This is a genomic window from Isoptericola croceus (genome assembly GCF_029382255.1).
Taxonomy (GTDB): domain Bacteria; phylum Actinomycetota; class Actinomycetes; order Actinomycetales; family Cellulomonadaceae; genus Isoptericola; species Isoptericola croceus.
On sequence record NZ_JARLLG010000003.1, the window covers coordinates 185,668 to 208,027 of the forward strand.

Below are 22,360 nucleotides of genomic sequence, written 5' to 3' on the forward strand. Positions count from 1 at the left end.
TTGACCCGTCGCAGCGGCCCCTACGCGCTGAGCCCGCCCTCCTGTGCGGCATGCAGCGACGCGTACCGGCCGCCCCGGGCGAGCAGTTCGCCGTGGCTGCCGACCTCCACGACCCGGCCGGCGTCGAGCACGACGATGCGGTCGGCCCGTCGGATCGTGGACAGCCGGTGCGCCACGACCAACGTGGTCCGCCCCTGCATCAGACGGTTGAGCGCGTCCCGCACGGTTGCTTCCGCCTCCGGGTCCAGGGCGCTCGTGGCCTCGTCGAGGAACAGCATCCGCGGGTCGCGCACCAGCGCCCGCGCGATGGCCAGCCGCTGGCGCTGCCCTCCGGAGAGCTTGGCCCCGCGCTGCCCGACGATGGTGTCCCATCCCTCGGGAAGGGCTCGGACGAAGTCCCACGCGTTGGCGTCGCGCAGAGCGTCGACGATCCGGTCGTCGGTCGCCTCGTCGAGCCCGTAGGCGACGTTCTCGCGGATGGTGCCCTCGAACAGCACGGACTCCTGCGGCACGACCGACACCGAGCGCCGCACGGTGCGCAGGTCGAGCTCGGCCATGTCCTGCCCGTCGAGCAGGATGCGCCCGCTGGCCGGCCGGACGAAGCCCAGGACGAGGTTGAGCAGCGTCGACTTCCCCGAGCCCGACGACCCGACGAAGGCGACCGTCTCGCCGGCGCGCACCTCGAGGTCGACGTCGTGCAGGGCGTCCACACCGGCGCCCGGGTAGCGGTGCGTGACGTGCTCGATCCGCAGTCGGCCCTCGACGTGGTCGACAGCTCGCTTGCCCGCGTTCGCCTCGAGGTCCGGCTCGGCCAGCACCTCGGCGATCGACCGCATGGACTCCACGCCCCGGGCGGTGACCGGGACCAGGTTGAGCACCTGGGTGAGTCCCTGGGTGAGCAGGCCGAAGTAGGTCGACAGCAGCACGACCTCGCCCGGGGTGATGGCGATGAACCCCGTCAGGGAGACGACGGCGGCCAGCACCAGGCAGCACACCCCGAGGAACTGCATCGCCACCCAGGAGACCGAGGCGACCCGGCCGTTGAGCATGTCGAGGTCGAACGCCGCGCGTCGCACGTCGTCGGCCCCGGACGCCACCCGCGTCGTCGCCGTCCGCTCGAGACCGTGGGCACGGGTCACCGGGATCAGCGAGGCCATCTCCCCCACCTGCGACGCGAAGCTCTCCATCTCCCGGCGGAACAGCTCGTTGCGCGTCCGGGAACGCCTGGCCATCGTGCGGCGGATCAGCAGCGCGGTCGGGATGGCGAGCGCGTACACGGGCAGGAACTCCGGGACCTTGATCGCCGTCATCGTCACCGCTCCCACGAGCACCATGGCGGCCGAGAGCAGGGGGTGGGTCACCTGCTGCAGCATCAGCTCGACGTTCTCGACGTCCCGGACCACCTTGGACTGCACGAGAGCCGCGCTCGAGCGCGCGTAGTAGCCGATCGACAACCCCTGCAGATGCTCGACCAACGCGTTGCGCAGGCGTGCGCCCGTGCCGCGCACGACCGTCATGAAGTTGCGGGTGTAGACGATGTGGTGCGGGTAGTTCTGCGCGAGCAGCACGGTGGCCAGACCGAACCACAGCAGGACCGAGGTGACGGCGCCACCCCCGGCGACGATGTCGATCACGGCACCGGTCACGACCGGCAGGAACCAGAGCGGGATCTCCTTGACGGTGAACGCGTACAGGGCGACGGCCAACCGTCGCGGCTGGGTGCCGAGCAGACGGAGGATGGAACGGACCGGGTGGGCGCCGTCGACCCTCTGGAGGTCCGACAGGGCGGTAAGGGCTTTCCGGCGCATGCTCGTCATCGTATCGATTCGCGCGGCCCGCAGCAGCGGCGCCGACGACACCGCTGCTCCGAGGCGGCCGCGGGTCGCCGGTCCGACCCGTGCCGCCGTCCTTCGCCCACCGCGATGTTGCGACGGCGCGCGGCTGCACCAACGATGGAGCTGGATCCGACACAGAGGCGAGGTGACGGTCGGGTGAACCCCACGGAGCTCCTCGGTCTGCTCGTGCGGACCGCTGCGTCGGCAGACGCGGAACTACCCCTTCCGGCGCGACTGTGCCGAGCGTGCGTCGAGATCCTCGAGGGCCAGGGCGGCACGCTCATGGTGGCGGCTGGTCCTGTCGACCGGCTGGTCATCAGCACGTCCACCACGTTCGCCCAGATCGAGGCGCTGCAGGAGGTGCTCGGCGAGGGGCCGGTGCAGCAGGCCCTGCACGAGGACCGCCTCGTCGTCGCGCACGTGGACGACGCGCCGAACCGCTTCCCCGTCTTCGCCCAGGAAGCCGCCAGGGCGATCGGGGGCCCGCTCACCGTCTACGCCGTCCCGATGCACGCCGGGCTGCAGACAGTGGGCGTGTTCAGCCTGTACATCACGGCTGGCAGGCTCACCCGCGGCACGGAAGACCTCCAGTTCCTGGCCGACACCGTCGGAACCTCCCTCATGGGCGACCTCGACGCCCTCGACTGGTCGCAGAAGGCACCCGTCCACCAGGCGACCGGGATGGTGACCGCCCAGCTGCGCATCCCGCCCGACGACGCCCTCGCCGTCCTGCGGGCGCACGCCTTCGCCCGCTCGACCGACCTCCAGTCCGTCGCGGAGGACGTGCTGCACCGCCGGATGACGTTCTCGAACGACGGGTGAGCGACCCGAGGCCGACGACGACGGCGCACCCGACGCGTGACCTCGATATGTCGACGCACCCGCCGCTCGAAGTGGCCCGCGCCAGACCGGACCGACGGGCTGCTCGTACCGGCTCGATCTCGCGACGCAGCGCTGGTGGTGGTCCGACGGCATCTACGCCATGCACGGGTTCCACCCGGGTGAGGTGGTGCCCACGACGGAGCTGGTCCTTGCTCACCGGCACCCGGAGGACCGTCGGCACGTCGCTGAGCTCCTTGCCGCTGCACGTCCGACGGACGAGCCGTTCGGCCGTCTGCACCGCGTCGTGGACACCACCGCTGTGAACGCACCCTCGTCGTCGGGAGGGTCGAGGATCGGATCGACCCGGACGCAGCATTCGAGGTGATGCGCGCGGCGTCGAACGACCAGAATTTCCCGCTGCGTGAGATCGCCGAGGCGGTGATCGGCCTGGCGATCGAGACGACGGGTCGACGCGCGCGGCTCGAGGCCTACCTCGGCGGCGCTTCGCGTCCCCCCCGCGGAGCCTCGGCCGCTGGGGGCGCCGTCGGTTCCCAGCGGCTGAGGGCTCCGGTCGGGGGCTCCCAGGCCCGACCGGCGGTCAGAAGCGGGGGGGCGGTAGCCGTCCTCCTGGCACGCCGCGCGGCTCCGGTCAGCTCGCTCGGCGCCGGGCGAGCTGAGCCTCTCGCATGTGGGGACGCCGGTCCGGCACGACGGTGCCGAACGTCTGGTCCACCTGCTGGCCGGCATGCTCCCCCAGCCCCGGCCCGGCGGCGAGCGCAGCCATGATCTGGCTGGACGTCTGCCGCAGACCCGCACCGGTCTCGCCGGACTGCTGGACGAGCAGCGCTTCTGCCGCGTCCTCGTCGATGCCGTGCACGGCCATCAGCACACCCTTCGCGCGCTCGATGGACGCCGCCGAGACGTAGGCGGCATCGATGGCGCGCTTGACCTGCTGCTCGACCGCCTGCCGGCGCACCGGTGTCACGTCGATGATGTAGCCGACGACCTGTTCCGTGCGCTTCGTGCGCTGGCGGCGAGCCTGCCCGGTGACCAGCAGGTCCCGGTTGCGGCCGTGCGCGTCCACGATCTTGTGCGAGCAGGCGAACGGCCGACCTGTGCGCAGGGACGCGAGCGACTCCTTGACAAGGCGTTCACGCTCGTCCGTGTGCTGGTGCCTCCGCAGCAGATCGAGGCTTGGCTCGACCTCACCGGGGGCATAACCATGCATGGTCAGGATCTCGTCCGACCACCACCAGCGCCCGGTCTCCAGGTCGACCCTGTATCGCCCGACCAACAGTCCGGTGCCGACCGCGATCGCCGCGCCCAGCTCCTCGGCGGCGATCGGTCGCGCCTCCTCCGGGTGGGGCGCCACGAAGGGGTCCCCCGCAGTGGGCAGTGATTCAGTGGTCTGTGCCATGGCTCAGCTCCGTCCAACCGAAGTCCGAAGCCGCTCCTTGACCTCCTTCGTCACGCTATCGGCTGCGGACGGCGGTGCCAACCCAGGAGCATCTGCGCGGTACCTGTTGTCGCACCAGGTGCCAGCGCGTAGCGTCGAGACACCAGTCAGGAAGAGGCCGGTACCCCCTTCGGTTCCTGGAGGAAGCATGACGACAGTCCCCCACGACGAGACACTGTCGAAGATTCTCTCGCGCGGCGACGACGCATCGATCGGCGAGTACCGGGTCACGGTCGCCACCGGGCAGTGGTGGTGGTCAGATGCGACCTTCCGCATCCACGGGTTCGAGCCCGGTGAGGTCGTGCCCACCGGCGAGCTCATGCTGGCGCACAGCCACCCGGACGATCGTGACCACGCCCAGGCCGTCCTGGACGAGGCACAGTGCAGCGACGAACCGTTCGCCATGATCCACCGGATCGTCGACGCCCAGGGGGCAGGGCACGTGGTCGCCACGGTGGGCAGGGGCCGCTGCGACGAGGACGACCGGGTGACCGAGGTGACGGGCTACATGCTGGACCTGACCAGCAGCGTGCGGCACCTCGCCTCCGAGGAGGCGGACGCCTCGATCCAGGCGGCGGCCCGCAGCCGCCGCGACATCGAGCAGGCCAAAGGCGTGCTGATGATGGTCCTCGGCGTGGACGACGACGGGGCGTTCCAGATCCTGCGCCGCTTGTCGAACGACACCAACACCCCGTTGCGCGTCCTGGCGGCCTGGCTGATGACCAGCGCGCGGGAGGCGGACGCGCCGTCGCGGGATGCTGTGATCGAGTTCATCGCCGGGCTCGAGACCGGCACCCAGAAGGAGCCCGCGTGATGGGCGCGCTGCCGGACGCCGGCTGGTCGTCCCCGTTCCGTGTCGCCGAGCGTCTCGAGCACGAACCCGCGGTCGACCGGCTGGTCGATGTCGTGCGGCGCGTGGCCCGGAGCCTCACCCCGGCGTCGGGGCGTCTTCACGACGAGCTGCGCGGCCGCTCCCTCGGCCATCCGGCGCACGGTGTCCTGACGGACCTCCCGATCGGGCTGTGGGTCAGCGCCGTCGCCCTGGACGTCACGCGGCCTCCGGGTCACGCCGCGGCCTCCCGGCGGCTCCTCGGCCTCGGCCTGCTCAGCGCGGTGCCGACGGTGCTCACCGGCTTGACGGACTTCGGTGCCCTGAGCCCGTCGGCACGCCGGGTGGCGGCTGTCCACGCCGTGACGAACGGGGTCGGCAACGCGCTCGTCGCTTCTTCCTGGCTGGCGCGGCGGTCGGGACGGACGCGTCTTGGGCCGGCCCTCTCCGCGGCAGGACTCGCCGCCGCGGGGGCAGGAGCACTGCTCGGCGGCCACATCGCCCAGGCCATGAAGGAGCCCGCAGACGGTCCCTGACGGCCGCCGGTGCCTGCTGTCCCCTCTCGGCAACCAGGACGGACGGTCAGCGCCTCCGTCCCCGAGCTCCTCCTCTCATCGCCGCCGACGCGGCGGCCCTGTCCATCGTGGTGCGGGGACGCCGCGCCCCCGTGCGAACATCGTGCCGGGACGAGTACGGCCGACGACCCGGGCGAACGACGTCCGCTGGAGAGAGGTTGACGCATGACCGAGCACCTGACCTCGGAGCCGGGGCACGCCGTCGTCGTCATGGGTGTCGCCGGCTGCGGCAAGTCGACGATCGGTTCCCTGCTCGCCGCGCGCTGGGGTGTGCGCTTCATCGACGCCGACGATCTGCACCCTCCGTCCAACGTGGCGAAGATGACCGCAGGCATCCCCCTGGACGACGTCGACCGCCTGCCCTGGCTGCGCCGGGTGGGCACCGTCCTCGCCGAGGAGACCGTCCTCGAACGGGACGTCGTCGTCGCCTGCTCGGCGCTGCGACGCACCTACCGCGACGAGCTGCGCCGCAGCGCCGGCCACGAGCTGGCCTTCGTCCACCTGGACGCCGACCGCGACCTCCTGATCGACCGGATCGCCGGCCGGTCCGACTACTTCCTGCCGCCCGCCCTGCTGGACTCTCAGCTCGCCGTCCTCGAACCCCTCGACACTGACGAGACCGGCGTCACGATCGACGTCGCCGAGCCGCCCGACCTGGTGGTCGAGCGGACCGCGACCTGGCGGCGCGCCCGGTCGACGGCGTCGCCCCGCTGAGTCACGGCTCGCGGTACCGCACCAGGGGTGATCGCGTGCGCCAGTCGCCGGCTCACCCTGTGGCGGTCACCACGATGCGTCCGCGAGCGCCCGGGACGCACAGGTTGGTGGCCTAGTCTCGCGACATGGCCACCTTCTCCTCCGTCACCGCCAGGCACGTCCACGCAGCGATTTCCGAGCACGACGACCGCGGCGCCCAGGCGTTCCTCCGCCTCTACGGGTTCACACCCACCCCCGGCATCACGGTGACCTACGAGGGGAAGAGCTACGACGCCACGGCGATCCTCGCCGTCGCGCACCGCTATGCCACCGGACGCGCGGCGCTGCCCGAGGAGATGGGTAGCGGCAAGGTGGCCGTCGCCGCGCTGCTGAGCAAGCGCGGTTTCGAGGTCAGCGGTGGCGGCAGCACGACGACGACGGCGCGGCGCGCCCCGCAGCGAGCGCCGCGTCCTGCGACGCCTCGCCGGTCGCAGGAGCCCGAGAAGCCGACGCCGGTGTGCCCGACGTGCTTCATGGCACTGCCGGCCACGGGGGTCTGCGACAGCTGCGGATAGCGCACAGGCCTGGCCGGGGCGACGGCATCCTCATCCTCGGGGCAGCGGACGTGGGAGACCGAGTCGCACGTCCACGCCGGGTGACCAGCTGACCGTCGGCCCTGTCACCGGTGGCTGCAGGCCGGTGTGCCTCACCAGGTCGCTCGTCCCCGTCACGGTGGCTCGGTGCAGCGGCCACGGAGGATGCTCCACGGGCACGCGCCACAGCCGGCCCGCCCGCCAGGTGTAGGCGTTCCACCGGCCGGTCACGGCGACCAGCCACGGGCTCGGTTCCGCGACCCGCTCGCCCGGGTGCACGGTGACGTCGATCGATCCCCACCGCGCGTGGTTGCCCCGGTACCTCGTCGCGTCCCGGCCGGGTTCGACGCTCCCGGCGAACCGTCGGTACGGCACACCCAGGGCTCGCATGGCCACCACCATGGCGGCGCGCGGGCAGACGAGCCGGAGGAACCACACGCCGTCGGTACCGCTGGCCGGGTGGTGGACGTAGGTGCGGACGTTGACCTCGAGGAAGTCGGACCATCCGGGGACGGGCGGGAGGAGTCCCGGCCGCACACCACGCATCGCGAGCGGCGTCACGCCCAGCCAGGCCGTACCTTCCACGACGTCGATCTCCAGGCCCGGTGGGAGCAGACGCTGCAGCTTTCCGGGCGGGTAGGCCCAGTGCAGGAACGTCACCGACTCCCACCGCTGCAGGCTCGCTGCCCTCAGGATCCGCTCCGGGGGCGTCACAGAGGGCATCAGGCACCCGTCCTCGCCGCATCGCGCGCCTCACCGGCGAACCGGTCCAGCTCGCGCAGCAGCAGGGGCAGCAGCTCGGGGTCGGCCAGGGACCGGAAGTGCCCCGGGGTGGCGAGACGGACGTTCCGCGCACCAGGCAGCACGCTGCCGGTCGGGATGTGCGGGTCGAAGCCCGTGGCGACCGACACGATGCGCGCGTTGTCGGCACGCTGCGCGTCCAGCGCTGCGATCACCTCGTCGGTCGGCAGGAACGCCCGCACGCTGCGCAGCGGCAGCCATCTCGCGTACGGCGAACCGGCGAACGGGGTGTTCACCGCCACCATGCCGAGGACACGGTGCCCGGCGTCCTCCCGACCCATGAGGCTCTTCCCGATCAGCCCGCCCTTGCTGTGGGCGACCAGCACCACGTCCGTGAGGTCGGCGCCGGTCAGGAACGCCGCGGCGAGATCGGCCATGTCGGGGATGCTCCCCCGGTTCAGGCCGAACGGGGCGACGGCGTGCACGGGGTGACCGTGGCCGTGCAGGCCCCGCGCCAGAGGCTCGAGGAATCTCCAGCTCTCGTAGACGCCGGGCAGCAGCAGCACCGGCGGTTGCCGGGCGGGTCGGGGCCGTGCATACGTCTCCGGGCCGGTATGGGCGAGCACCCCGGCGACCTGGCGCCGGACGGCGAACGCGTAGTCCGCTGCCCACCAGGTGGCCCGTCGGAAGCCGCCGCTCACGGCGCGAGACTCTCCGGGACCGGGTTCGCGACCCTCTGCCGGACCCACCGCCCCACCACCCGCGGGTCGCTCGCCATCGCCACGTGCCCGGCACCGGGGACCTCGCGCATCTCGCCACGGGGGGCTGCGTCCGCCAGGGTCCGGGCCCAGGGCCGTGAGCAGACGTGGTCGTGCTGTCCGCGAACCACGAGCACGGGCCCCGGTAGGTTCGACACGGCGGCGCGGGTGTCGAAGGCGAACATCCGGGGCAGCACCGCGGAGTACCAGCGGGGGCCCGCGCGCAGGTAGTCGGACACCACCGCGGCGTTGGCGCGTGCCGGCTCGTGGAGGGTGTCCCGGGCCAGGCGCCACGCCTGCCGGGCGACAGACGCCCCCGACGGATCGACCACGGGACCGATCAGCACGCCGCGTGGCACGACCTGCGGCGCCTCGTGCATCATCGCCGCCGCGACCTGCGCTCCCATCGAATGACCGACCACCACGGCAGAGCCGACGTCGCGGCGTTCGAGCTCTCGCAGCACGAGGCTCGCCATCTCCTCGACGGTCGGCACCCTGGAAGGCCGCGGGCTGCGGCCGAAGCCCGGCAGGTCCGGTGCGATCACGCGCCGGTCGGTCGCCAGCTCCGCGCCCAGCGGCCGGAAGTACCGCTCCGACACACCGATGCCGTGCACCAGGACCACGACCTCGGCCGCGCTGTCCCCTGCCTCGAACACCGCGAGCCGATCGGCCGCGCCGGCGGCCCGCCGCCTGGTCAGGTGCCGGATCCTGCCTGCGAGGTCGCCGCCGTGCCGTGCTCGGTGAGCTCGGCGATGAACCGATGGAACACGGTCCCTCCTGTAGCCATGAGATGTCCTTCCTCCACGGGATACCGGGGCAGTCGTCGGCGCCCTCGGCGCGGTGGCCCGCTGCGGGACCGTCCCTGCCACCGTGCCATCGTCGTGCTGGCTCGCAACCTCGCACCCGCCCAGGATCGCCGCGCTCGTCCGCAACGGCTGAGCCTTGCGGTGGCGAGGCACGGCGGTCTGACGGCTCAGCCAGTCAGCGGGACCAGGGGTGGGACGAGGCAGGTGCTGGCTACGTCTACCCGTCGTCGCTCCTCGGCAGCAGCGACCACGCACTCCATGACGTCCAGGACATGCAGAGCCACCTCGGCCGACGCCCGGCCCGTTCTCCGGTCGCCGCTGCGCGCGACGTCCACGAGGCCGAACCCGCGCGCGGCGCCTGGGTAGCCGGCCCGGACCGGCACCGTCGTCCAGTCACCCTCCGTGGCTCGGACCTCCACGGCCCCGTCGAACGTGTTCGGATCGGGCACCACCATGGACCCTTCCTCGCCGTGCACCTCGATCGGCATCGCTCGGCTGGACGGAGCGTCAAAGCTCATCACCAGGGTGGACACGGTCCCCGACGCGTGCTCGACGAGCGCGGTGACATGCGTCGCCACCTCGACCGGGACCTCGGTGCCAGCCCGCGGTCCGCTGGCGATGGTCCGCACGTCCCGGGGCCGGCGCGCCACGGCCTGCACGGACTCGACGGGCCCGAGCAGGTGCACGAGCGCGGTGAGGTAGTACGGCCCCATGTCGAAGAGCGGCCCGCCCCCCGGGGCGTAGTAGAAGTCGGGGTGGGGGTGCCAGAGCTCGTGGCCGGCGCACGCCATCGTCGCTGTCGCGGCGACCGGTCGACCGATCGCCCCGGCCTCGAGGGCGGCGCGAGCCGTCTGGATCCCCGTGCCCAGGACGGTGTCCGGGGCGCTGCCGACGGCCAGCCCGGCGTCCGCCGCCGCGTCGAGGACCTGGCGAGCGTCGGCAGTCGTGGCGCACAGCGGCTTCTCGTTGTAGACGGAGAATCCGCTCTCGAGTGCAGTCAGGGCGACCTCGGCGTGGGCGCCGGGCGTCGTGAGGTCGAGGACCCACTCGATCTCGTCGTCAGCCCACAGCTCGTCGAGGCTCACGGCCCGCAACGCGTGGGTGTCGGCTGCGTGCCGCGCGCGGGTCGGGTCGGCGTCGGCGACCGCCACGACCTCGAGGTCGGGGACCCGGCCGGCCGTCTCGAGGTACGCGGAGCTGATGACGCCGCAGCCCACGACGCCGATCCTCAACGGGTCGCCCATGCCATGCCCCTCTCGATGATCGTCCGCACGGTCGGGTGCCCGACCGTCTCGACGTCGTGTCCGGGGGTGACCACGCAGATTCGACCCGCCCCCCAGGTGCGCGTCCAGACCGCCGGACGCACCAGGGGGCGCGACCACGGCTCCCACACGGGCGCCTGCACGGTGGTCGTGGCGAGCACGTCGCACAGGTCGTCGGTCAGGACCCAGTACTGCTCGGTGGTCAGGTCGAACGAGTCGAGGCCCGCCACGACGGGGTGGTCCGCGGCGTCGGGCACGATGTCGACGGCATGCGGGACGTAGTTGTCCGCCGCCTCACCCACCCGCTCGTCGGGGTGCTTGCCGGGGTGCGCGGCGAACTGCCCCCCGACGAGCTGGAGGTACTCCGCGTTGCTGCGGAACGAGTCCGCGATCCCGCCGTGCCAGCCGACCAGGCCCGTACCGGCGGCGACGGCCCGGCGCAGGCCCGCCACGGCGTCGCCGGAGATCTCTCCCATCGTGTAGCACTGCACCACGAGGTCGACGTCGGAGATCCGGCCCTCCGCATACACCTCCGGCGTGTCCTCCACCCGGACGGTGTGTCCCGCGGCCTCCAGGCCGGGGATGAAGAGCTCCGTGGTGGCGACGGGCGCGTGGCCGTCCCAACCGCCACGGACGACGAGCACGTTTCCCATGTGCGCCTCCTTGAGCAGTGCGTGGGTCGAGAGATCGATCTCTTGCCGATCAGGCTAGCCCTCGGAGCCGTCGATCAGCAACCGGCCTCGCGGTGCGATCAGACCGACCGTCGCAGCGTGACCGACGTCGGGAGAAACTCGCGCCGTGGCGGCCCTTCCGGCATGCCGAGCATCTCCAGCACGAGCTCGGCGGCACGCTCACCCATCTCTCGCAGTGGCTGGCGCACGGTGGTCAGCGGCGGGGACGCCGTCTCGGCCACCACCGTGTCGTCGAAGCCGACCACGGAGACGTCGTGCGCCACCCGCAGCCCGGCGTCATGCAGCACCCGCAGCGCGCCCAGAGCCATGAGGTCGGACCCCGCGAAGAGCCCGTCGAGGTCCGGTCGCCGGCCCACGATCTCCCGCGCGGCCGCGGATCCTGACGCCAACGAGAAGTCACCGCTCGCGACGAGCGCCGGCTGGATCCCGCTGTCCTCCAGCTCGTCCTGGAAGCCCCGCAGGCGGTCGTCGGACGGCGCGTAGCCGGCCGGGCCCGCGATCGTCGCCAACCGCTGCCGCCCTGCCTCGAGCAGCACGCGCGCCGCCTGGCGTCCACCACCGTAGTTGTCGCAGTCGACGAGACTGAGCCTGGCATCCATCGCCGCCGTCGGGCGGCCGACGAAGACCATCGGCAGGTCGAGCTCGGCCAGCTCACGGAACAGGGGGAGGGACTCACGCTGCAGGACCACGACCGCCGCGTCGACGTGGCCGGCGGAGAGGTATCCCACTAGCGGCTGGCGGTCACGTTCGTCGTCCAGGAGGAGCACGGGCTGCAGCGAACGCCCGAAGATCACCGACGACGCTCCCTGCAAGGGGGCACCGACGAAAGGGCTGCTCCCCCGGTCGAGCTCGCTGCTCGGCGCCACGAGCGCGACCGAACCTGTGGAACCGCTCCGCAGTGCGCGCGCTGCCGTGTTCGTGCGGTAGCCCAGCGCCCCAGCGGCGTCCAGCACCCGCCGCGCGAGGTCCGGACGGACGGTCTCGACGCCGGCGAGCACCCGTGACGCCGTCGCGCGAGAAACCTCCGCAGCGCGGGCGACGTCCAGGAGCGTGGGGCGGGCGGGCTGCGTCGTCACCAGTGCATCGTCCCACCGCGCCAGGGCCCGTCCCACCGGGGTAGGCAACAGCGAGGGGCTTCGTGCCTCGGTGGAGGTATGCCGCCGCACGCCGCAGGAGGGGCAGAAGGCGTCCTGTGCTCCATTCCTTCATGCCCGTTCAACGGATACCCATGGATCAGCACGACAGGCTGCCCCGACCCGTGTGGTCGCAACAGGGTCAAGGCTGTGTCGACTCGTCAGGCATCCCGCAGACAGCCGAACCGTCGAACCGTCGAACCGGCGTCCGCGGTACCGGTGATAATGACTGTCGTAGGCACACAGTTCGACCGGGACCGTTCCGCGAGGAGAAGGAGACCGCCGTTGCTTCTAGGTCGGCACGGCGAGTGCCACCGGGTCGAGCAGCTGCTGGGCGAGGCGAAGGTCGGGCACAGCGGGGCGCTCGTGGTGCGCGGCGAGGCAGGCATCGGCAAGACGGCGCTCCTGGAACACCTGCGCACCAGAGCCGGCGAGCTCGGGTTCCGCATCGAGACGTCGACCGGCGCCGAGGCCGAGACGCAGTTCGCCTACGCGGGGCTGCACCAGCTGTGCGCTCCGCTGCTCGACCAGATGCCCGCGCTGCCGGAGCCCCAGCAGCTGGCACTCCGCGTCGCGCTGGGCCGCGACGCTGGCTCGGCGCCGGACAGGTTTCTCGTGGGCCTGGCTACCCTCGGGCTGCTCTCCGAGGCAGCCGAGAGGAACGGTCTGCTGTGTCTCGTCGACGACGCCCAGTGGCTCGACCAGGCCTCGACCGAGGTGCTCGCCTTCGTCGCGCGCCGGATCGGGGCCGAACGGCTGGCGATGGTGTTCGGCGTCCGCGACGACGGGACCGGAGGCAGGGTCTTCGCCGGCCTCCCGGAACTGCGTCTGAGCGGACTCGGTGACACGGACGCCCGTCTGCTGCTGGACTCGGTCGTCCCAGTGCCCCTCGACGAGGAGGTGCGGGACCGGATCATCGCCGAAGCTCGCGGCAATCCGCTCGCCCTGCTGGAACTTCCCTCCCACACCTCGCCGGTCCGACTCGCGGGCGGGTTCCAGCAGCCTGATCTCTCGGATGTCTCCCGCCGCGTGCAGACGGAGTACCAGAACCGGGCGGACGGGCTTCCCGAAGAGAGCCGGATGTTGCTGCTCGTCGCCGCCGCCGAGCCGACCGGAGATCCCACCCTGCTCTGGCGAGCCGCCGCCCACGCCGGAATCTCTCCCGAGTCGGCGGCGCCCGCCGAGTCGGCAGGGCTGATCGAGATCGGCACCCGGGTGCGCTTCCGGCATCCCCTCGCCCGATCAGCGGTCTACCGTGCTGCGGGGCAGGCCGATCGTCGCCGCGCCCACGCGGCGCTGGCGGCAGTCACCGATCCGGCGTCCGAACCCGATCGCCGGGCCTGGCACGCGGCCCAGGCCACGTCCGGGTTCGACGAGCGGGTCGCCGCCGAGCTGGAACGATCGGCCACCCGAGCCAGGGCGCGCGGAGGGTACGCGGCCGCAGGAGCGTTCCTGCTGCGAGCGACGCAGCTGACGCCAAACCTGTCCGAACGGGCAGGGCGCGCACTCGAGGCCGCGCACGCCGTGTACGAGGCGGGTGCGTCAGACACGGCGCTCGACCTGCTCGCGACGGCCGATGTCGGCCCGCTCGACGACTTCCAGCGCGCACGCCTGGCCCTCCTGCGCGCGCAGATCTCCTTCCACCTGACCCGGCACCCGGACGTTCCGCAGATGCTCCTGGCGGCCGCCGGCGACATGGCCCCGTTCGATGCGGACCTCGCTCACGAAACGCATCTCCACGCACTCGATGCAGCGCTCGTCATCGGCGGCCCGACCACGCACGACGTCGCCAGTGCGGCGCTCGCGGATGCCTCGCTCGAGCGCGCCGTCCGGCCGGTCGACCGACTGCTGGTCGCTCTCTCGACGACGATGATCCGGGGCTTCGCCGAGGGCGTTCCCCCGCTGCGAGACGCACTGCAGTCGCTGTGCGACGCCGCCCCGGTCACCGCTCAGGGCGAGCAGTATCGGTCATGGTTCTGGCTGGCAGCGCGCAGTGCCGTCGGCATCCTGGACGACGACCTCGCCCATCGACTCGCCGAGGCCAACGTCCGATCGGCGCGCGAGGCCGGCGCGCTCACCGGTCTCGCCAGTGCGCTCAACTTCCATGCCAACATCCTGGCGCTCGGGGGAGAGCTCACTCGCGCCGGTGAGATGGCCGGGCAGTCGATCGCGATCTTGGAGTCCACCGGTGGGGTGCCGATGCGCCACGCCGAGACCATCGTCTCGGCGTGGCGGGGCGACGCTGCCACGGTGGCCAGGCTGCACGAGCTCACGCTGCGGAACCCGGGCAACCCACCGGACGGAGCGGAGGTCGGCCTCGCCGCATACGCGATGGCCGTGCTGCACAACGCCCTCGGCGAGTACGAGAAGGCGCAGCGGGCCGCAACGATCACGTGCGCGTGCGTCGCGCTGTCGCTGAGCAGCGTCGGGCTGGCCGAGCTGATCGAGGCGGCGACCCGCGCCGGCGATCCGCAGAGCGCCGCTCAGGCTCTCGAAGAGCTGAGCGATCGCGCGGACGAGTGCGATACGTCGTGGGCTCGCGGCGTGGAGGCGCGTTCGCGGGCGCTGACGATCGTCGGGCCGTCGGCCGAGCCGCACTATCGCGCCGCGATCGAGCATCTCGAGGCCACCCGAATGACCGGCGAGGCAGCGCGGGCCCACCTCCTCTACGGGGAATGGCTGCGCCGCGAGGGCCGCCGCCAGCAAGCCCGAGAGGAGCTGCGGATCGCGCAAGATCTCCTCTCGCGCATCGGCGCGCACGCGTTCGCCGCACGGGCGGCGAACGAGCTCCGCGCGACGGGTGAGCACCCACGCAAGCGCACGACGCAGTCGACCGATGAACTGACGGCTCAGGAGTTGCAGGTCGCGAGGCACGTAGCCACCGGCGCCAGCTCCCGCGAGGTGGGTGCGCAGCTGTTCCTGAGCCCGCGCACGATCGAAGCACACCTCCGCAGCATCTACCGCAAGCTCGGGATCACGTCCCGTCGCGAGCTGAGGGAGATCCCGCTGCCCTGACGGCCCGGGCGCACTGGCACACCCGGGCCATCGGCAGCGTCAGCTCTGCGGCAAGCACGCCGTGCCGACGGAGGGGTCTTGACTCCGTTCCGAGAACAGGATGTGGACTGATGCCATGAGACAGCGTACCTTCGACGACGAAGCCTTGGCCGTTCAGCGGGTCGAGAACGGCGCCATCGCGGTCGCCATCGTCATCGCCATCATCGCCATGGGACAGCCGTGGTGGTGGTTGGTCGCGGCCTTCCTCGTCTTCGACCTCTCCGCCATCGGGTATATGAGCGGCCCAAGCCTGGGGGCGCTGCTCTACAACGCCGTGCACAACTACACCGGACCGGCGATCCTGCTGGTGGGGTACGCGGGCTTCGCCCTCGGCGGTCAGGACCTCCCCTGGCTCGCCCTGGCCGCCGCCTGCTGGGGTTTCCATGTCGCCGTCGATCGAGCGCTCGGCTACGGACTCAAGCTGCACGACTTCGCGCACACCCACCTCGGTCGGATCGGGCGCGGCACGCGGTAGGTCAGCCCACGAGCGCAAGATCCCGCGGCTGAGGATCGTCATCCGGCGCATCGGATCCAGCCTGCAGCAGGTCATAGGCGAGTCGGCTCGCGCGGCCGAGCACGTCCAGCTGTGCCGGGTTGTACAGCGCGGCGATCGCTTCCGACATCGTCTGCTGTGCGACGCGTTCGCTTCGCGACAGGTGCTCGGTCGGATTCAGGAGCCAGGGGTACTCGACCAGGTTCCGCGCGAGGATCGGCGCGAGAAGCCGCACGAGGCGTTCACGGCTCGCCTCGTCGGCGTCCGGCGCGAGACCGTCGATCTGCGCGCCGACGCCGTCGGCTGTCACATCGACCTCCACCATGCGGCGCACGTCGGCCATCGCCTGCGCGTCGAAGAGCTGTGCGGAGATGTGCAAGATCGCATGGTCCGCTTCCGACAGTCGGGACGCCACCGGCTCGAACCCGGCCGGCGTATCGGCGGGTGCGTCCTCGCGCAGGATCGCGGCGATGTCGGCACGCGCGTGCTGGAGCCGCTCGATACCAGCCGCCAGCTCGGCATCCAGCTCCCGAAGCACCTCCTGACCGCCGCAGGCATTGATGTCGCCGATCTGCGCGAGCGGGAGACCCAGCTCGACGAGTCGCCGGACCCGGAGCAGCTGCACGAGGTGCCGCACCCCGTACTTCTTGTAGCCGTTGATCCCTCGCTCGGGCTCGTCGAGAAGCCCGAGGCGGTGGTAATGACGAACCGCGTTCACGGTCGTTGACGCCAGGTCCGCGATCTCGCTCGTGCTCCAGGCCATCGTCTCCTCCTCCGTGTCAGGCCCGTCGTGGGGATGCACCCGCGACCTGAAGGCCGATGATCAGGCACCCCAGCGCCGCAGCGATGCTGACGTCCCCATCCGGGGACGCCTGATCGGCGCCCTCGGCACGGGCCGCCTCGCGCCGAAGCGATCCCGCCTGGGCGGACGGCGCTGCGATGGGGCGGATCCTGTTGATGGCCGGGTACTCGCTCATGAGTCATCTCCTGCGGTAGCGACCGTTCTGCACGGTCGCGGTTGGGGACAACAGGTTCACATCGGTGAGGCCCGTTTCGCGTCGGTGGAAGTCACCTAAAGCCTGTCGAACAACCTCGGTGAGTTGATCGGCAGCGTCCTTCTCGGACGTCCCTATGCCGCCGTGGTGGTGAGGTTCCCACGTCGTCCGAGCTGGTTTCGTCGGCGCGAGAGCGTCGGCCAGAGCCTTCCCGCCGGCCGGCATTGGTGATCCGGCCTCGTGCTTCGGGGTCCGTGCCTTCGTGGTCCAGCCCAGGGTGGTGCGTTCCGACCCGACCACTGACTCATGTGCTGTCGAGCTGGCATCACGACCGTCGCCGCAGACGAGTCGCGGAGCGGCGCAACGGCGTCGGCTCCGGAGCATGCGCCGATATTCCTACCTCAGGCGCACCGGGATCACGCCGACAACCTCGGACATCTCCAAGCAGGCGCGAGGGTTCGACCGGCGCCAGCCCGCAACGGGTCCGACCAGGTCGGCCATGGCCTCGAACTAGACCAGCAGTTCCGGAAGCCCCAACGCCTGCGCCCCCTCCGGGAGCTCGAGGGTGATGAGATGGGCTCAACCTGTTGACAAGGGCGCCCTCACGCGTTGGCGAACGAGGACGCCGTGGCCTCGCCGCAGCGGAAGGGAGGCATCGCTCGGGGGTTCAACGCCCGCGTTCTTCGCTGATGGAGTTCGCTCCGTCGACCGTGATGAGCTGACCCGTGATGTACGACGCGCCTTCGCCGGCGAGGAACGCGATCACGTACGCCACCTCGTCCGCTGTGCCGGACCTCCCGACGGGCGTGGCCGCGCCCATCACCCGCTCGCGAGCGGAAGCGGACGCGGTATCGATCCAGCCCGGAGCGACGGCATTCACCGTGACGCCCGCCGCGGCGGTGTCGATCGCCGCTGATCGCGTCAGCCCGACGATGCCGGCCTTCGCCGCGTGGTACGCAACATCGCCGGGGTACGCGGCGACCGGCCCGGACACCGACGACACGTTCACGATGCGGCCGTAGCCGGCAGCCTGCATGAGTCCCACCACCGCGCGGATCATCAGGAACGACGTGGTCAGGTTGCGATCGAGCGAGGCATGCCAGTGGTCGAGGGACAGCCCGTCGATCGCGCCCGAGGCGTACCAGCCGGACATGGACGTCATCCCGGCGTTGTTGACGAGGATGTCCACGCCGCCGAACGCATCCGACGCACACGCGACGACGGCGTCCACCCCGGCCTGATCAGTGAGGTCGGCGACCACCCCCTCCGCTCGGATGCCGGCTGCGCGCAGCTCTGCGACTCGCTCGAAGATGCGATCCGTCGTCGACGTGATCACCACTCGACTCCCGTCGGCGCCGAGCAGACGTGCTGCCGCGAATCCGATTCCGTGTGCACTTCCCGCGCCGGTGATGATGGCGACTCGCTGCCTTTGCGTGGTCATGGCGAAACCCTCCGTCGAGCTGTGCGAACCGGACGACACTCACCGTTCAGTGAAGACCGTGTGGCTGGCACAGGGTCAAGCACCTGATCCACCGCTCCGGCGATCGGGTCGGCCCGACTTGACTCCGTGGTGACAACACGGTCTGAGATGGCCGCACCACGCAAGAGCCTCGAACGGAGCAGAGACGATGACCACCGCGACACCGACACCGACAGCCCCAGCCCCCGCCGCCGGTCAGGTACCACCCGGTGTGGAGTACCACCGGGTGCTCGCGGGTGAGGAGCGCCGGATCGGTCGCGGCGTTCTCGCCATCCTCCTGCTCATCGGCGGGTTGTTCGGCGCGATCCAGGTGTTCTTCCTGCTCGCGGAGTGGATCGACGGGCTCATCCGCCCCGACACGGCCCCCGACGTACCGGGGTACACCGCGCTGACGCTCGGCTCGGGTCTGTTCGCCACCGCGTTGCTGATCCCCTGGAGCATGTTCATCCAGCGCTGGCTCTACGGGGTGCGCGGGCCGTCGCTCCACTCGGTGGTCTCCCGCTTCCGGTTCGACCTGTTCGGGCGCGCCCTGCTGGGAGTCTTCCCCCTCTTCCTGATCGCGTTCGCCATCACCGAGTATCTCGAGCCACGCGCGACCGTCGTGTGGTCGCACGCGGACATCATCACTCTGTTCGTCGTGGTCATGCTGCTCGTGCCTCTGCAGGCGGCGGGAGAGGAGTACGGCCTGCGAGGTCTGGTCTTCCGCGTCGCAGGTAGCTGGGCGCGCGGCCCTCGGGCCTCTCTGATCCTGGGGATCGCCGTCTCCGGCGCCGTCTTCGCGGTGATCCACACCGCGGCCGACCCCTGGTGGAACGTCATCTACGCCCTGTTCTCGGTCTCGACCGGACTCGTCACCTGGCGCACCGGCGGACTCGAGATCGCGGTCGTGATGCACGCCGCCCTCAACCTCGTGGTCTTCCTGTTCTGGTTCGTCCTGCAGGCGGATCTCGCCGACAGGTTCGACCGCTCGGCGGGCGCCGTCACGCCCGCCCTGCTCGTCCCGCTCTCCCTGGTGATCATCGCCGTCGCGGTCGTGGTGTGGCTGCGCACACGGCGCTCCGGCCCCGCAGTAACTCCGGCGGCGTAGGACCCCTCTCCCGGAGCGGAACTGGCCGCGCGAAGGCGACGAACACCGTTCGGTCGTGACGGCGGGCGGGTCGTCGCCTGCGCGGCCGGGGTCAGGGCAGTCGCACTTCTCTGAGCTGGCGCCGCGAGGTGATGCCGAGCTTGCGGAAGATGCGACGCAAGTGGGCCTCGATCGTCCGCGGACTCAGGAACAGCTGCGCGGCGACCTCCCGCGACGTGGCGCCGGTGGCGACCAACCGCGCCACGTGCAGCTCCTGGACGGTCAGCGCGTCGGACGGCTGCGCCGTCCGCTCGCGCGGGTGTTCGCCGGTGGCCCGCAGCTCGCGGGCGGCCCGAGCGGCGAAGGCGTCCACGCCCATGTCCATCAGCAGGTCGTGAGCGGTGCGGAGCTGTTCGAGCGCGTCCTGGCGGCGGCCTTCGCCGCGCAGCCACTCGCCGTACACCAGGTGAGCACGAGCGAGATGAGTAGCCATCCGCGTCCGCCCGAGCCGCTCGGTCGCCTCACGGTAGGACGCCTCGGCGGCAGGACCGCGTTCGAGCAGCGCCCTCGATCGCGCCTCGAGCCCGAGCGCCCACTCGGTGCCGCTGGCGCGAGCCCGCGCGCTGAGCACGTCGAGTGCGGTGGACGCACGTTCCGGCCGGCCGGCGCGGACGGCCGCCTCGATGAGCTCGGGCAGGGCGATGCTGCTGAACGTCAGCTCGTCATGCTCGACCGGTCGCTCGGCCGCCGCGAGCGCGTCCTCGTAGTTGCCGAGCCCGTTGTGCAGGGCGGCCAGCGCGACATCGGACAGGCCGAGTGTCGCGCCTTCGCCGCGTCCGGTCGCCTCGTCGACCATCACCGCGTGCAGTTCCGCCGTCTCGGTCTGCCGGCCGCGCCATGCGGCGAGGATGAGCCGGGCGTTCGGCAGCGGCGGAGCGCCGGTCGCCTGCGTGATCGCGCGCTCCTCGGCGAGCATCTCTGCGGCGCGGGCCAGCTCGCCGGTGAGCACGAGCACCGAGGCCAGGGCGTTGAGTGCCGCAGGGAGCCGTGCCAGGGCGCCCTCGTCGCGGGTGAGCCGGACGTCGAGGGCGGCGAGTTCATAGATCGCCTCGTCGTCCCAGAGCGTGGCCGCGATGTGGCAGGCCAGCCACAGTCGGTGACGGCTGCCGTCGTCGAGTCGGGAGGCGTGGGCGCGCAACGTCTCGAGGGCCCGCTGCAGGATGGGGACGCTCGCCTCGTAGCCCTGGACGAACAAGGTGGCCAGCCCGTCCAGCATGAGATCGACCGGCCGAGCGGGCTGCGACGGCGCGGGCGCGGTCTGAGCTGCTCTGGCGGCATGCGTCAGTTCTCCGCCGCGACCCAGCCGACCGGCGTGGAAGGACGCCTCGAGTGCGTGCAGGTAGCTGTCGCGTGACAGGTCGGCATCCAGCGGGCCGAGCGTCTCGGCGGCGTCGAGCAGCATCCGCGGCGCCTCGCTCCCCCGAGTGGTGTGGAACGCGATCTGTGCGCGCAGCAGTCCGAGGCGCGCGCGCTGGAGATCGTCGAGCGGTCCGCCCTGCGCACTGAGCAGGAGCTCGAGAGCGGTCTCCGACGCGCCGGTCTCGAGCGCGGCGTGCGCCGCCTGGAGCGACCGGCGCGCGCGTCGGTCGGGATCCGGGGAGAGCTCGGCAGCTCGGCGCAGGAACGCGGCAGCCGCCGCCGACCCGCCGCGGCTGCGCGCCCGTTCCGCAGACGACTCGAGTTCCGCTGCGACGTCCTCGTCGGGCCCGGCCGCCGCCTGTGCCCGGTGCCACGCGAGCCGATCGGGGTTGGTGCGCACGTCGGTGACCACGGCGAGCGCGGCGTGGGCGCGGCGGCGATCGCGCGGCGCTGCGGCCTGGTAGACCGCGGAGCGCACGAGCGGATGGCGGAACCGCACCCGCGTGTCGATCTCCATGAGTCCGGCAGCCTCTGCGTGCGCCGCCGCGCCACGGGCGATCTGCAGCTGGGCTGCTGCCCGCCACAGCAGCGCCACGTCGCCGGTCGGATCGACCGCGGCGACCAGCAGCAACTGCTGCGTCGCGGCTGGCAGGCTGGTCGAACGCTGCCGAAATGCCTCCTCGATCCAGCGCGGGACGTCCGCGGCGTCGGGCCGCTCGAACCCGCCCGCGAACCGCGCGGGCGGCACGCTGAGGGGCAGTTCCAGCAAGGCGAGGGGATTCCCGCGTGCCTCGGCGACGATCCGATCGCGCACGCGGTCGTCCAGCGGTGAGCGGACCGCGGCGGTCAGGAGCGCACGCGCGTCCGCGTCGGCGAGCCGTTCCAGACGCAACTCGGGCAGCCCGGCGAGCGTGCTCGAGTCGTCTCCGCCGGTGTTGCGCGACGCGAGCATCACGGCGAGCCGCTCGGCCCCCGCCCGCCGCGCGACGAACGCCAGCACCTGGGCGGACGCCTGATCCAGCCACTGCGCGTCGTCGACGAGGCAGAGCAGCGGCCGCTCCTCGGCGGCCTCTGCGAGAAGATTCAGGGTGGCCAGCCCGACAAGGAACCGGTCGGGTGCTGTACCGCGGTGCTGGCCGAGCGCCACGCCCAGGGCGGCGCGCTGCGGCTCGGGAAGCGCGCCCGAGTGGTCCAGCAGCAGCGTGCACAGCTGGTGTACGCCCGCGAACGCGAACTGCGTCTCGGTCTCCGTTCCGACCGACACCTGCACATGGAACCCGAGCTCCTGAGCCGCCTCGGCGGCGTGCTCGAGCAGGGCCGTCTTGCCGATGCCGGCCTCCCCGCGCACCACGAGCGCGCCGCCCCGCCCGACGCAGGCGTCCGCAAGCAGCTGCTCGATCACCGCACGCTCAGTGCGCCGACCGAGGAGATTCATCAGCTTCCCGCCTCCGCCCGCCCGAACCGGCATCCGTTTCCGGATGAGGCGATTGTCTCCGGTGCGACGCGCGCCCGCCACGTGTGCGGGGGCCGTGGGCCTGTCGGGTGCGATGGCGGACCTGGAGGCACACCGTTCGATCGTGTGGGCGTCGAGCAGACCGTGTCCACGCCACACGGTCAACCACCATCGACCCCAACCCCGACCCCGACCCCGACCCCGA

Annotated in this window: 20 protein-coding genes and 2 pseudogenes; 10 read left to right on the forward strand and 12 right to left on the reverse strand. The window is 71.7% G+C overall.

Annotated elements, in window-relative coordinates:
* Positions 1 to 20: 20 nt before the first annotated feature.
* Entirely contained in the window at positions 21 to 1,808 is a 1,788-nt protein-coding gene (locus PZC42_RS09490) for an ABC transporter ATP-binding protein (RefSeq protein WP_277210384.1), read from the reverse strand.
* 183 nt (positions 1,809 to 1,991) lie between these two features.
* Here PZC42_RS09490 and PZC42_RS09495 point away from each other — a divergent pair, with 183 nt between their 5' ends.
* The 3 genes and pseudogenes from PZC42_RS09495 to PZC42_RS22640 form a co-directional block, all read left to right on the forward strand.
* The gene (locus PZC42_RS09495) at positions 1,992 to 2,657 is read left to right on the forward strand and encodes a GAF and ANTAR domain-containing protein (RefSeq protein ID WP_277210386.1); all 666 of its coding nucleotides are present in this window, start codon (positions 1,992 to 1,994) and stop codon (positions 2,655 to 2,657) included.
* Between the two features lie 145 nt (positions 2,658 to 2,802).
* Positions 2,803 to 3,042, forward strand: a pseudogene (locus PZC42_RS09500) (PAS domain-containing protein); the annotation flags it as partial.
* Positions 3,015 to 3,089, forward strand: a pseudogene (locus PZC42_RS22640) (hypothetical protein); the annotation flags it as partial. The pseudogenes PZC42_RS09500 and PZC42_RS22640, both read left to right, overlap by 28 nt.
* Before the next feature lie 217 nt (positions 3,090 to 3,306).
* Here PZC42_RS22640 and PZC42_RS09505 read toward each other — a convergent pair.
* On the reverse strand, positions 3,307 to 4,074 hold the full coding sequence (locus tag PZC42_RS09505) for a PAS and ANTAR domain-containing protein (protein WP_277210388.1): 768 nt from the start codon (positions 4,072 to 4,074) through the stop codon (positions 3,307 to 3,309).
* A gap of 187 nt (positions 4,075 to 4,261) precedes the next feature.
* Here PZC42_RS09505 and PZC42_RS09510 point away from each other — a divergent pair, with 187 nt between their 5' ends.
* The 4 genes from PZC42_RS09510 to PZC42_RS09525 all read left to right on the forward strand — a co-directional run bounded on the left by PZC42_RS09510 (position 4,262) and on the right by PZC42_RS09525 (position 6,785).
* Positions 4,262 to 4,927, forward strand: coding sequence for a PAS and ANTAR domain-containing protein (locus PZC42_RS09510; protein WP_277210390.1), 666 nt, complete (start codon positions 4,262 to 4,264; stop codon positions 4,925 to 4,927).
* A complete protein-coding gene (locus tag PZC42_RS09515) occupies positions 4,927 to 5,478 on the forward strand; it encodes a DUF2231 domain-containing protein (protein WP_306574544.1) in 552 nt (183 codons plus the stop codon). The genes PZC42_RS09510 and PZC42_RS09515 overlap by 1 nt, the downstream gene beginning before the upstream one ends.
* Positions 5,479 to 5,682: 204 nt before the next feature.
* Entirely contained in the window at positions 5,683 to 6,231 is a 549-nt protein-coding gene (locus PZC42_RS09520; protein ID WP_277210394.1) for a gluconokinase, read from the forward strand.
* A 125-nt stretch (positions 6,232 to 6,356) separates the two neighbouring features.
* The gene (locus PZC42_RS09525; protein WP_277210396.1) at positions 6,357 to 6,785 is read left to right on the forward strand and encodes a ScoMcrA-related endonuclease; all 429 of its coding nucleotides are present in this window, start codon (positions 6,357 to 6,359) and stop codon (positions 6,783 to 6,785) included.
* Between the two features lie 30 nt (positions 6,786 to 6,815).
* Here PZC42_RS09525 and PZC42_RS09530 read toward each other — a convergent pair whose 3' ends face one another.
* The 6 genes from PZC42_RS09530 to PZC42_RS09555 all read right to left on the reverse strand — a co-directional run bounded on the left by PZC42_RS09530 (position 6,816) and on the right by PZC42_RS09555 (position 12,138).
* Positions 6,816 to 7,526, reverse strand: coding sequence for a YqjF family protein (locus PZC42_RS09530; protein WP_277210397.1), 711 nt, complete (start codon positions 7,524 to 7,526; stop codon positions 6,816 to 6,818).
* Positions 7,526 to 8,245: an esterase/lipase family protein gene (locus PZC42_RS09535; RefSeq protein ID WP_277210399.1), complete on the reverse strand. Its 720-nt coding sequence runs from the start codon at positions 8,243 to 8,245 to the stop codon at positions 7,526 to 7,528. The genes PZC42_RS09530 and PZC42_RS09535 overlap by 1 nt, the downstream gene beginning before the upstream one ends.
* On the reverse strand, positions 8,242 to 8,958 hold the full coding sequence (locus tag PZC42_RS09540) for an alpha/beta fold hydrolase (RefSeq protein ID WP_277210401.1): 717 nt from the start codon (positions 8,956 to 8,958) through the stop codon (positions 8,242 to 8,244). The genes PZC42_RS09535 and PZC42_RS09540 overlap by 4 nt, the downstream gene beginning before the upstream one ends.
* Positions 8,959 to 9,275: 317 nt before the next feature.
* The gene (locus tag PZC42_RS09545; protein ID WP_277210403.1) at positions 9,276 to 10,352 is read right to left on the reverse strand and encodes a Gfo/Idh/MocA family protein; all 1,077 of its coding nucleotides are present in this window, start codon (positions 10,350 to 10,352) and stop codon (positions 9,276 to 9,278) included.
* Positions 10,337 to 11,023 (reverse strand): ThuA domain-containing protein, encoded by a 687-nt coding sequence (locus tag PZC42_RS09550; RefSeq protein ID WP_277210405.1) that lies wholly within the window; start codon positions 11,021 to 11,023, stop codon positions 10,337 to 10,339. The genes PZC42_RS09545 and PZC42_RS09550 overlap by 16 nt, the downstream gene beginning before the upstream one ends.
* A gap of 98 nt (positions 11,024 to 11,121) precedes the next feature.
* The gene (locus PZC42_RS09555; RefSeq protein WP_277210407.1) at positions 11,122 to 12,138 is read right to left on the reverse strand and encodes a LacI family DNA-binding transcriptional regulator; all 1,017 of its coding nucleotides are present in this window, start codon (positions 12,136 to 12,138) and stop codon (positions 11,122 to 11,124) included.
* A 342-nt stretch (positions 12,139 to 12,480) separates the two neighbouring features.
* Between PZC42_RS09555 and PZC42_RS09560 the strand changes: the two genes are divergently transcribed.
* Both PZC42_RS09560 and PZC42_RS09565 read left to right on the forward strand, forming a co-directional pair.
* Positions 12,481 to 15,210, forward strand: coding sequence for an AAA family ATPase (locus PZC42_RS09560; protein WP_277210409.1), 2,730 nt, complete (start codon positions 12,481 to 12,483; stop codon positions 15,208 to 15,210).
* Positions 15,211 to 15,325: 115 nt separating this feature from the next.
* Positions 15,326 to 15,724, forward strand: a complete 399-nt coding sequence (locus PZC42_RS09565; protein WP_277210411.1) for a DUF4260 family protein — start codon at positions 15,326 to 15,328, stop codon at positions 15,722 to 15,724.
* A gap of 1 nt (position 15,725) precedes the next feature.
* On the opposite strand, the gene PZC42_RS09570 is transcribed toward PZC42_RS09565, so the two are convergent.
* The 3 genes from PZC42_RS09570 to PZC42_RS09580 all read right to left on the reverse strand — a co-directional run bounded on the left by PZC42_RS09570 (position 15,726) and on the right by PZC42_RS09580 (position 18,178).
* Positions 15,726 to 16,505, reverse strand: coding sequence for a MerR family transcriptional regulator (locus tag PZC42_RS09570; protein WP_277210413.1), 780 nt, complete (start codon positions 16,503 to 16,505; stop codon positions 15,726 to 15,728).
* Positions 16,506 to 16,521: 16 nt separating this feature from the next.
* Positions 16,522 to 16,719 (reverse strand): hypothetical protein, encoded by a 198-nt coding sequence (locus PZC42_RS09575; protein ID WP_277210415.1) that lies wholly within the window; start codon positions 16,717 to 16,719, stop codon positions 16,522 to 16,524.
* A gap of 685 nt (positions 16,720 to 17,404) precedes the next feature.
* Positions 17,405 to 18,178: an SDR family oxidoreductase gene (locus PZC42_RS09580; protein ID WP_277210417.1), complete on the reverse strand. Its 774-nt coding sequence runs from the start codon at positions 18,176 to 18,178 to the stop codon at positions 17,405 to 17,407.
* 187 nt (positions 18,179 to 18,365) lie between these two features.
* Between PZC42_RS09580 and PZC42_RS09585 the strand changes: the two genes are divergently transcribed.
* Complete coding sequence (locus PZC42_RS09585) at positions 18,366 to 19,304, forward strand: CPBP family intramembrane glutamic endopeptidase (protein ID WP_277210418.1); 939 nt, start codon at positions 18,366 to 18,368, stop codon at positions 19,302 to 19,304.
* A gap of 91 nt (positions 19,305 to 19,395) precedes the next feature.
* On the opposite strand, the gene PZC42_RS09590 is transcribed toward PZC42_RS09585, so the two are convergent.
* Positions 19,396 to 22,137, reverse strand: a complete 2,742-nt coding sequence (locus tag PZC42_RS09590) for an AAA family ATPase (RefSeq protein WP_277210420.1) — start codon at positions 22,135 to 22,137, stop codon at positions 19,396 to 19,398.
* Positions 22,138 to 22,360: the final 223 nt, after the last annotated feature.

What these genes read in the sequence shown, in the direction of transcription:
- PZC42_RS09590 (WP_277210420.1), bottom strand. Translation starts at nt 22,137, where the DNA reads ATGAATCTCCTCGGTCGGCGCACTGAGCGTGCGGTGATCGAGCAGCTG.
- PZC42_RS09530 (WP_277210397.1), bottom strand. Translation starts at nt 7,526, where the DNA reads ATGCCCTCTGTGACGCCCCCGGAGCGGATCCTGAGGGCAGCGAGCCTG.
- PZC42_RS09580 (WP_277210417.1), bottom strand. Translation starts at nt 18,178, where the DNA reads ATGACCACGCAAAGGCAGCGAGTCGCCATCATCACCGGCGCGGGAAGT.
- PZC42_RS09520 (WP_277210394.1), top strand. Translation starts at nt 5,683, where the DNA reads ATGACCGAGCACCTGACCTCGGAGCCGGGGCACGCCGTCGTCGTCATG.
- PZC42_RS09565 (WP_277210411.1), top strand. Translation starts at nt 15,326, where the DNA reads ATGAGACAGCGTACCTTCGACGACGAAGCCTTGGCCGTTCAGCGGGTC.
- PZC42_RS09515 (WP_306574544.1), top strand. Translation starts at nt 4,927, where the DNA reads ATGGGCGCGCTGCCGGACGCCGGCTGGTCGTCCCCGTTCCGTGTCGCC.
- PZC42_RS09545 (WP_277210403.1), bottom strand. Translation starts at nt 10,352, where the DNA reads ATGGGCGACCCGTTGAGGATCGGCGTCGTGGGCTGCGGCGTCATCAGC.
- PZC42_RS09525 (WP_277210396.1), top strand. Translation starts at nt 6,357, where the DNA reads ATGGCCACCTTCTCCTCCGTCACCGCCAGGCACGTCCACGCAGCGATT.
- PZC42_RS09570 (WP_277210413.1), bottom strand. Translation starts at nt 16,505, where the DNA reads ATGGCCTGGAGCACGAGCGAGATCGCGGACCTGGCGTCAACGACCGTG.
- PZC42_RS09490 (WP_277210384.1), bottom strand. Translation starts at nt 1,808, where the DNA reads ATGCGCCGGAAAGCCCTTACCGCCCTGTCGGACCTCCAGAGGGTCGAC.
- PZC42_RS09510 (WP_277210390.1), top strand. Translation starts at nt 4,262, where the DNA reads ATGACGACAGTCCCCCACGACGAGACACTGTCGAAGATTCTCTCGCGC.
- PZC42_RS09585 (WP_277210418.1), top strand. Translation starts at nt 18,366, where the DNA reads ATGACCACCGCGACACCGACACCGACAGCCCCAGCCCCCGCCGCCGGT.
- PZC42_RS09550 (WP_277210405.1), bottom strand. Translation starts at nt 11,023, where the DNA reads ATGGGAAACGTGCTCGTCGTCCGTGGCGGTTGGGACGGCCACGCGCCC.
- PZC42_RS09505 (WP_277210388.1), bottom strand. Translation starts at nt 4,074, where the DNA reads ATGGCACAGACCACTGAATCACTGCCCACTGCGGGGGACCCCTTCGTG.
- PZC42_RS09575 (WP_277210415.1), bottom strand. Translation starts at nt 16,719, where the DNA reads ATGAGCGAGTACCCGGCCATCAACAGGATCCGCCCCATCGCAGCGCCG.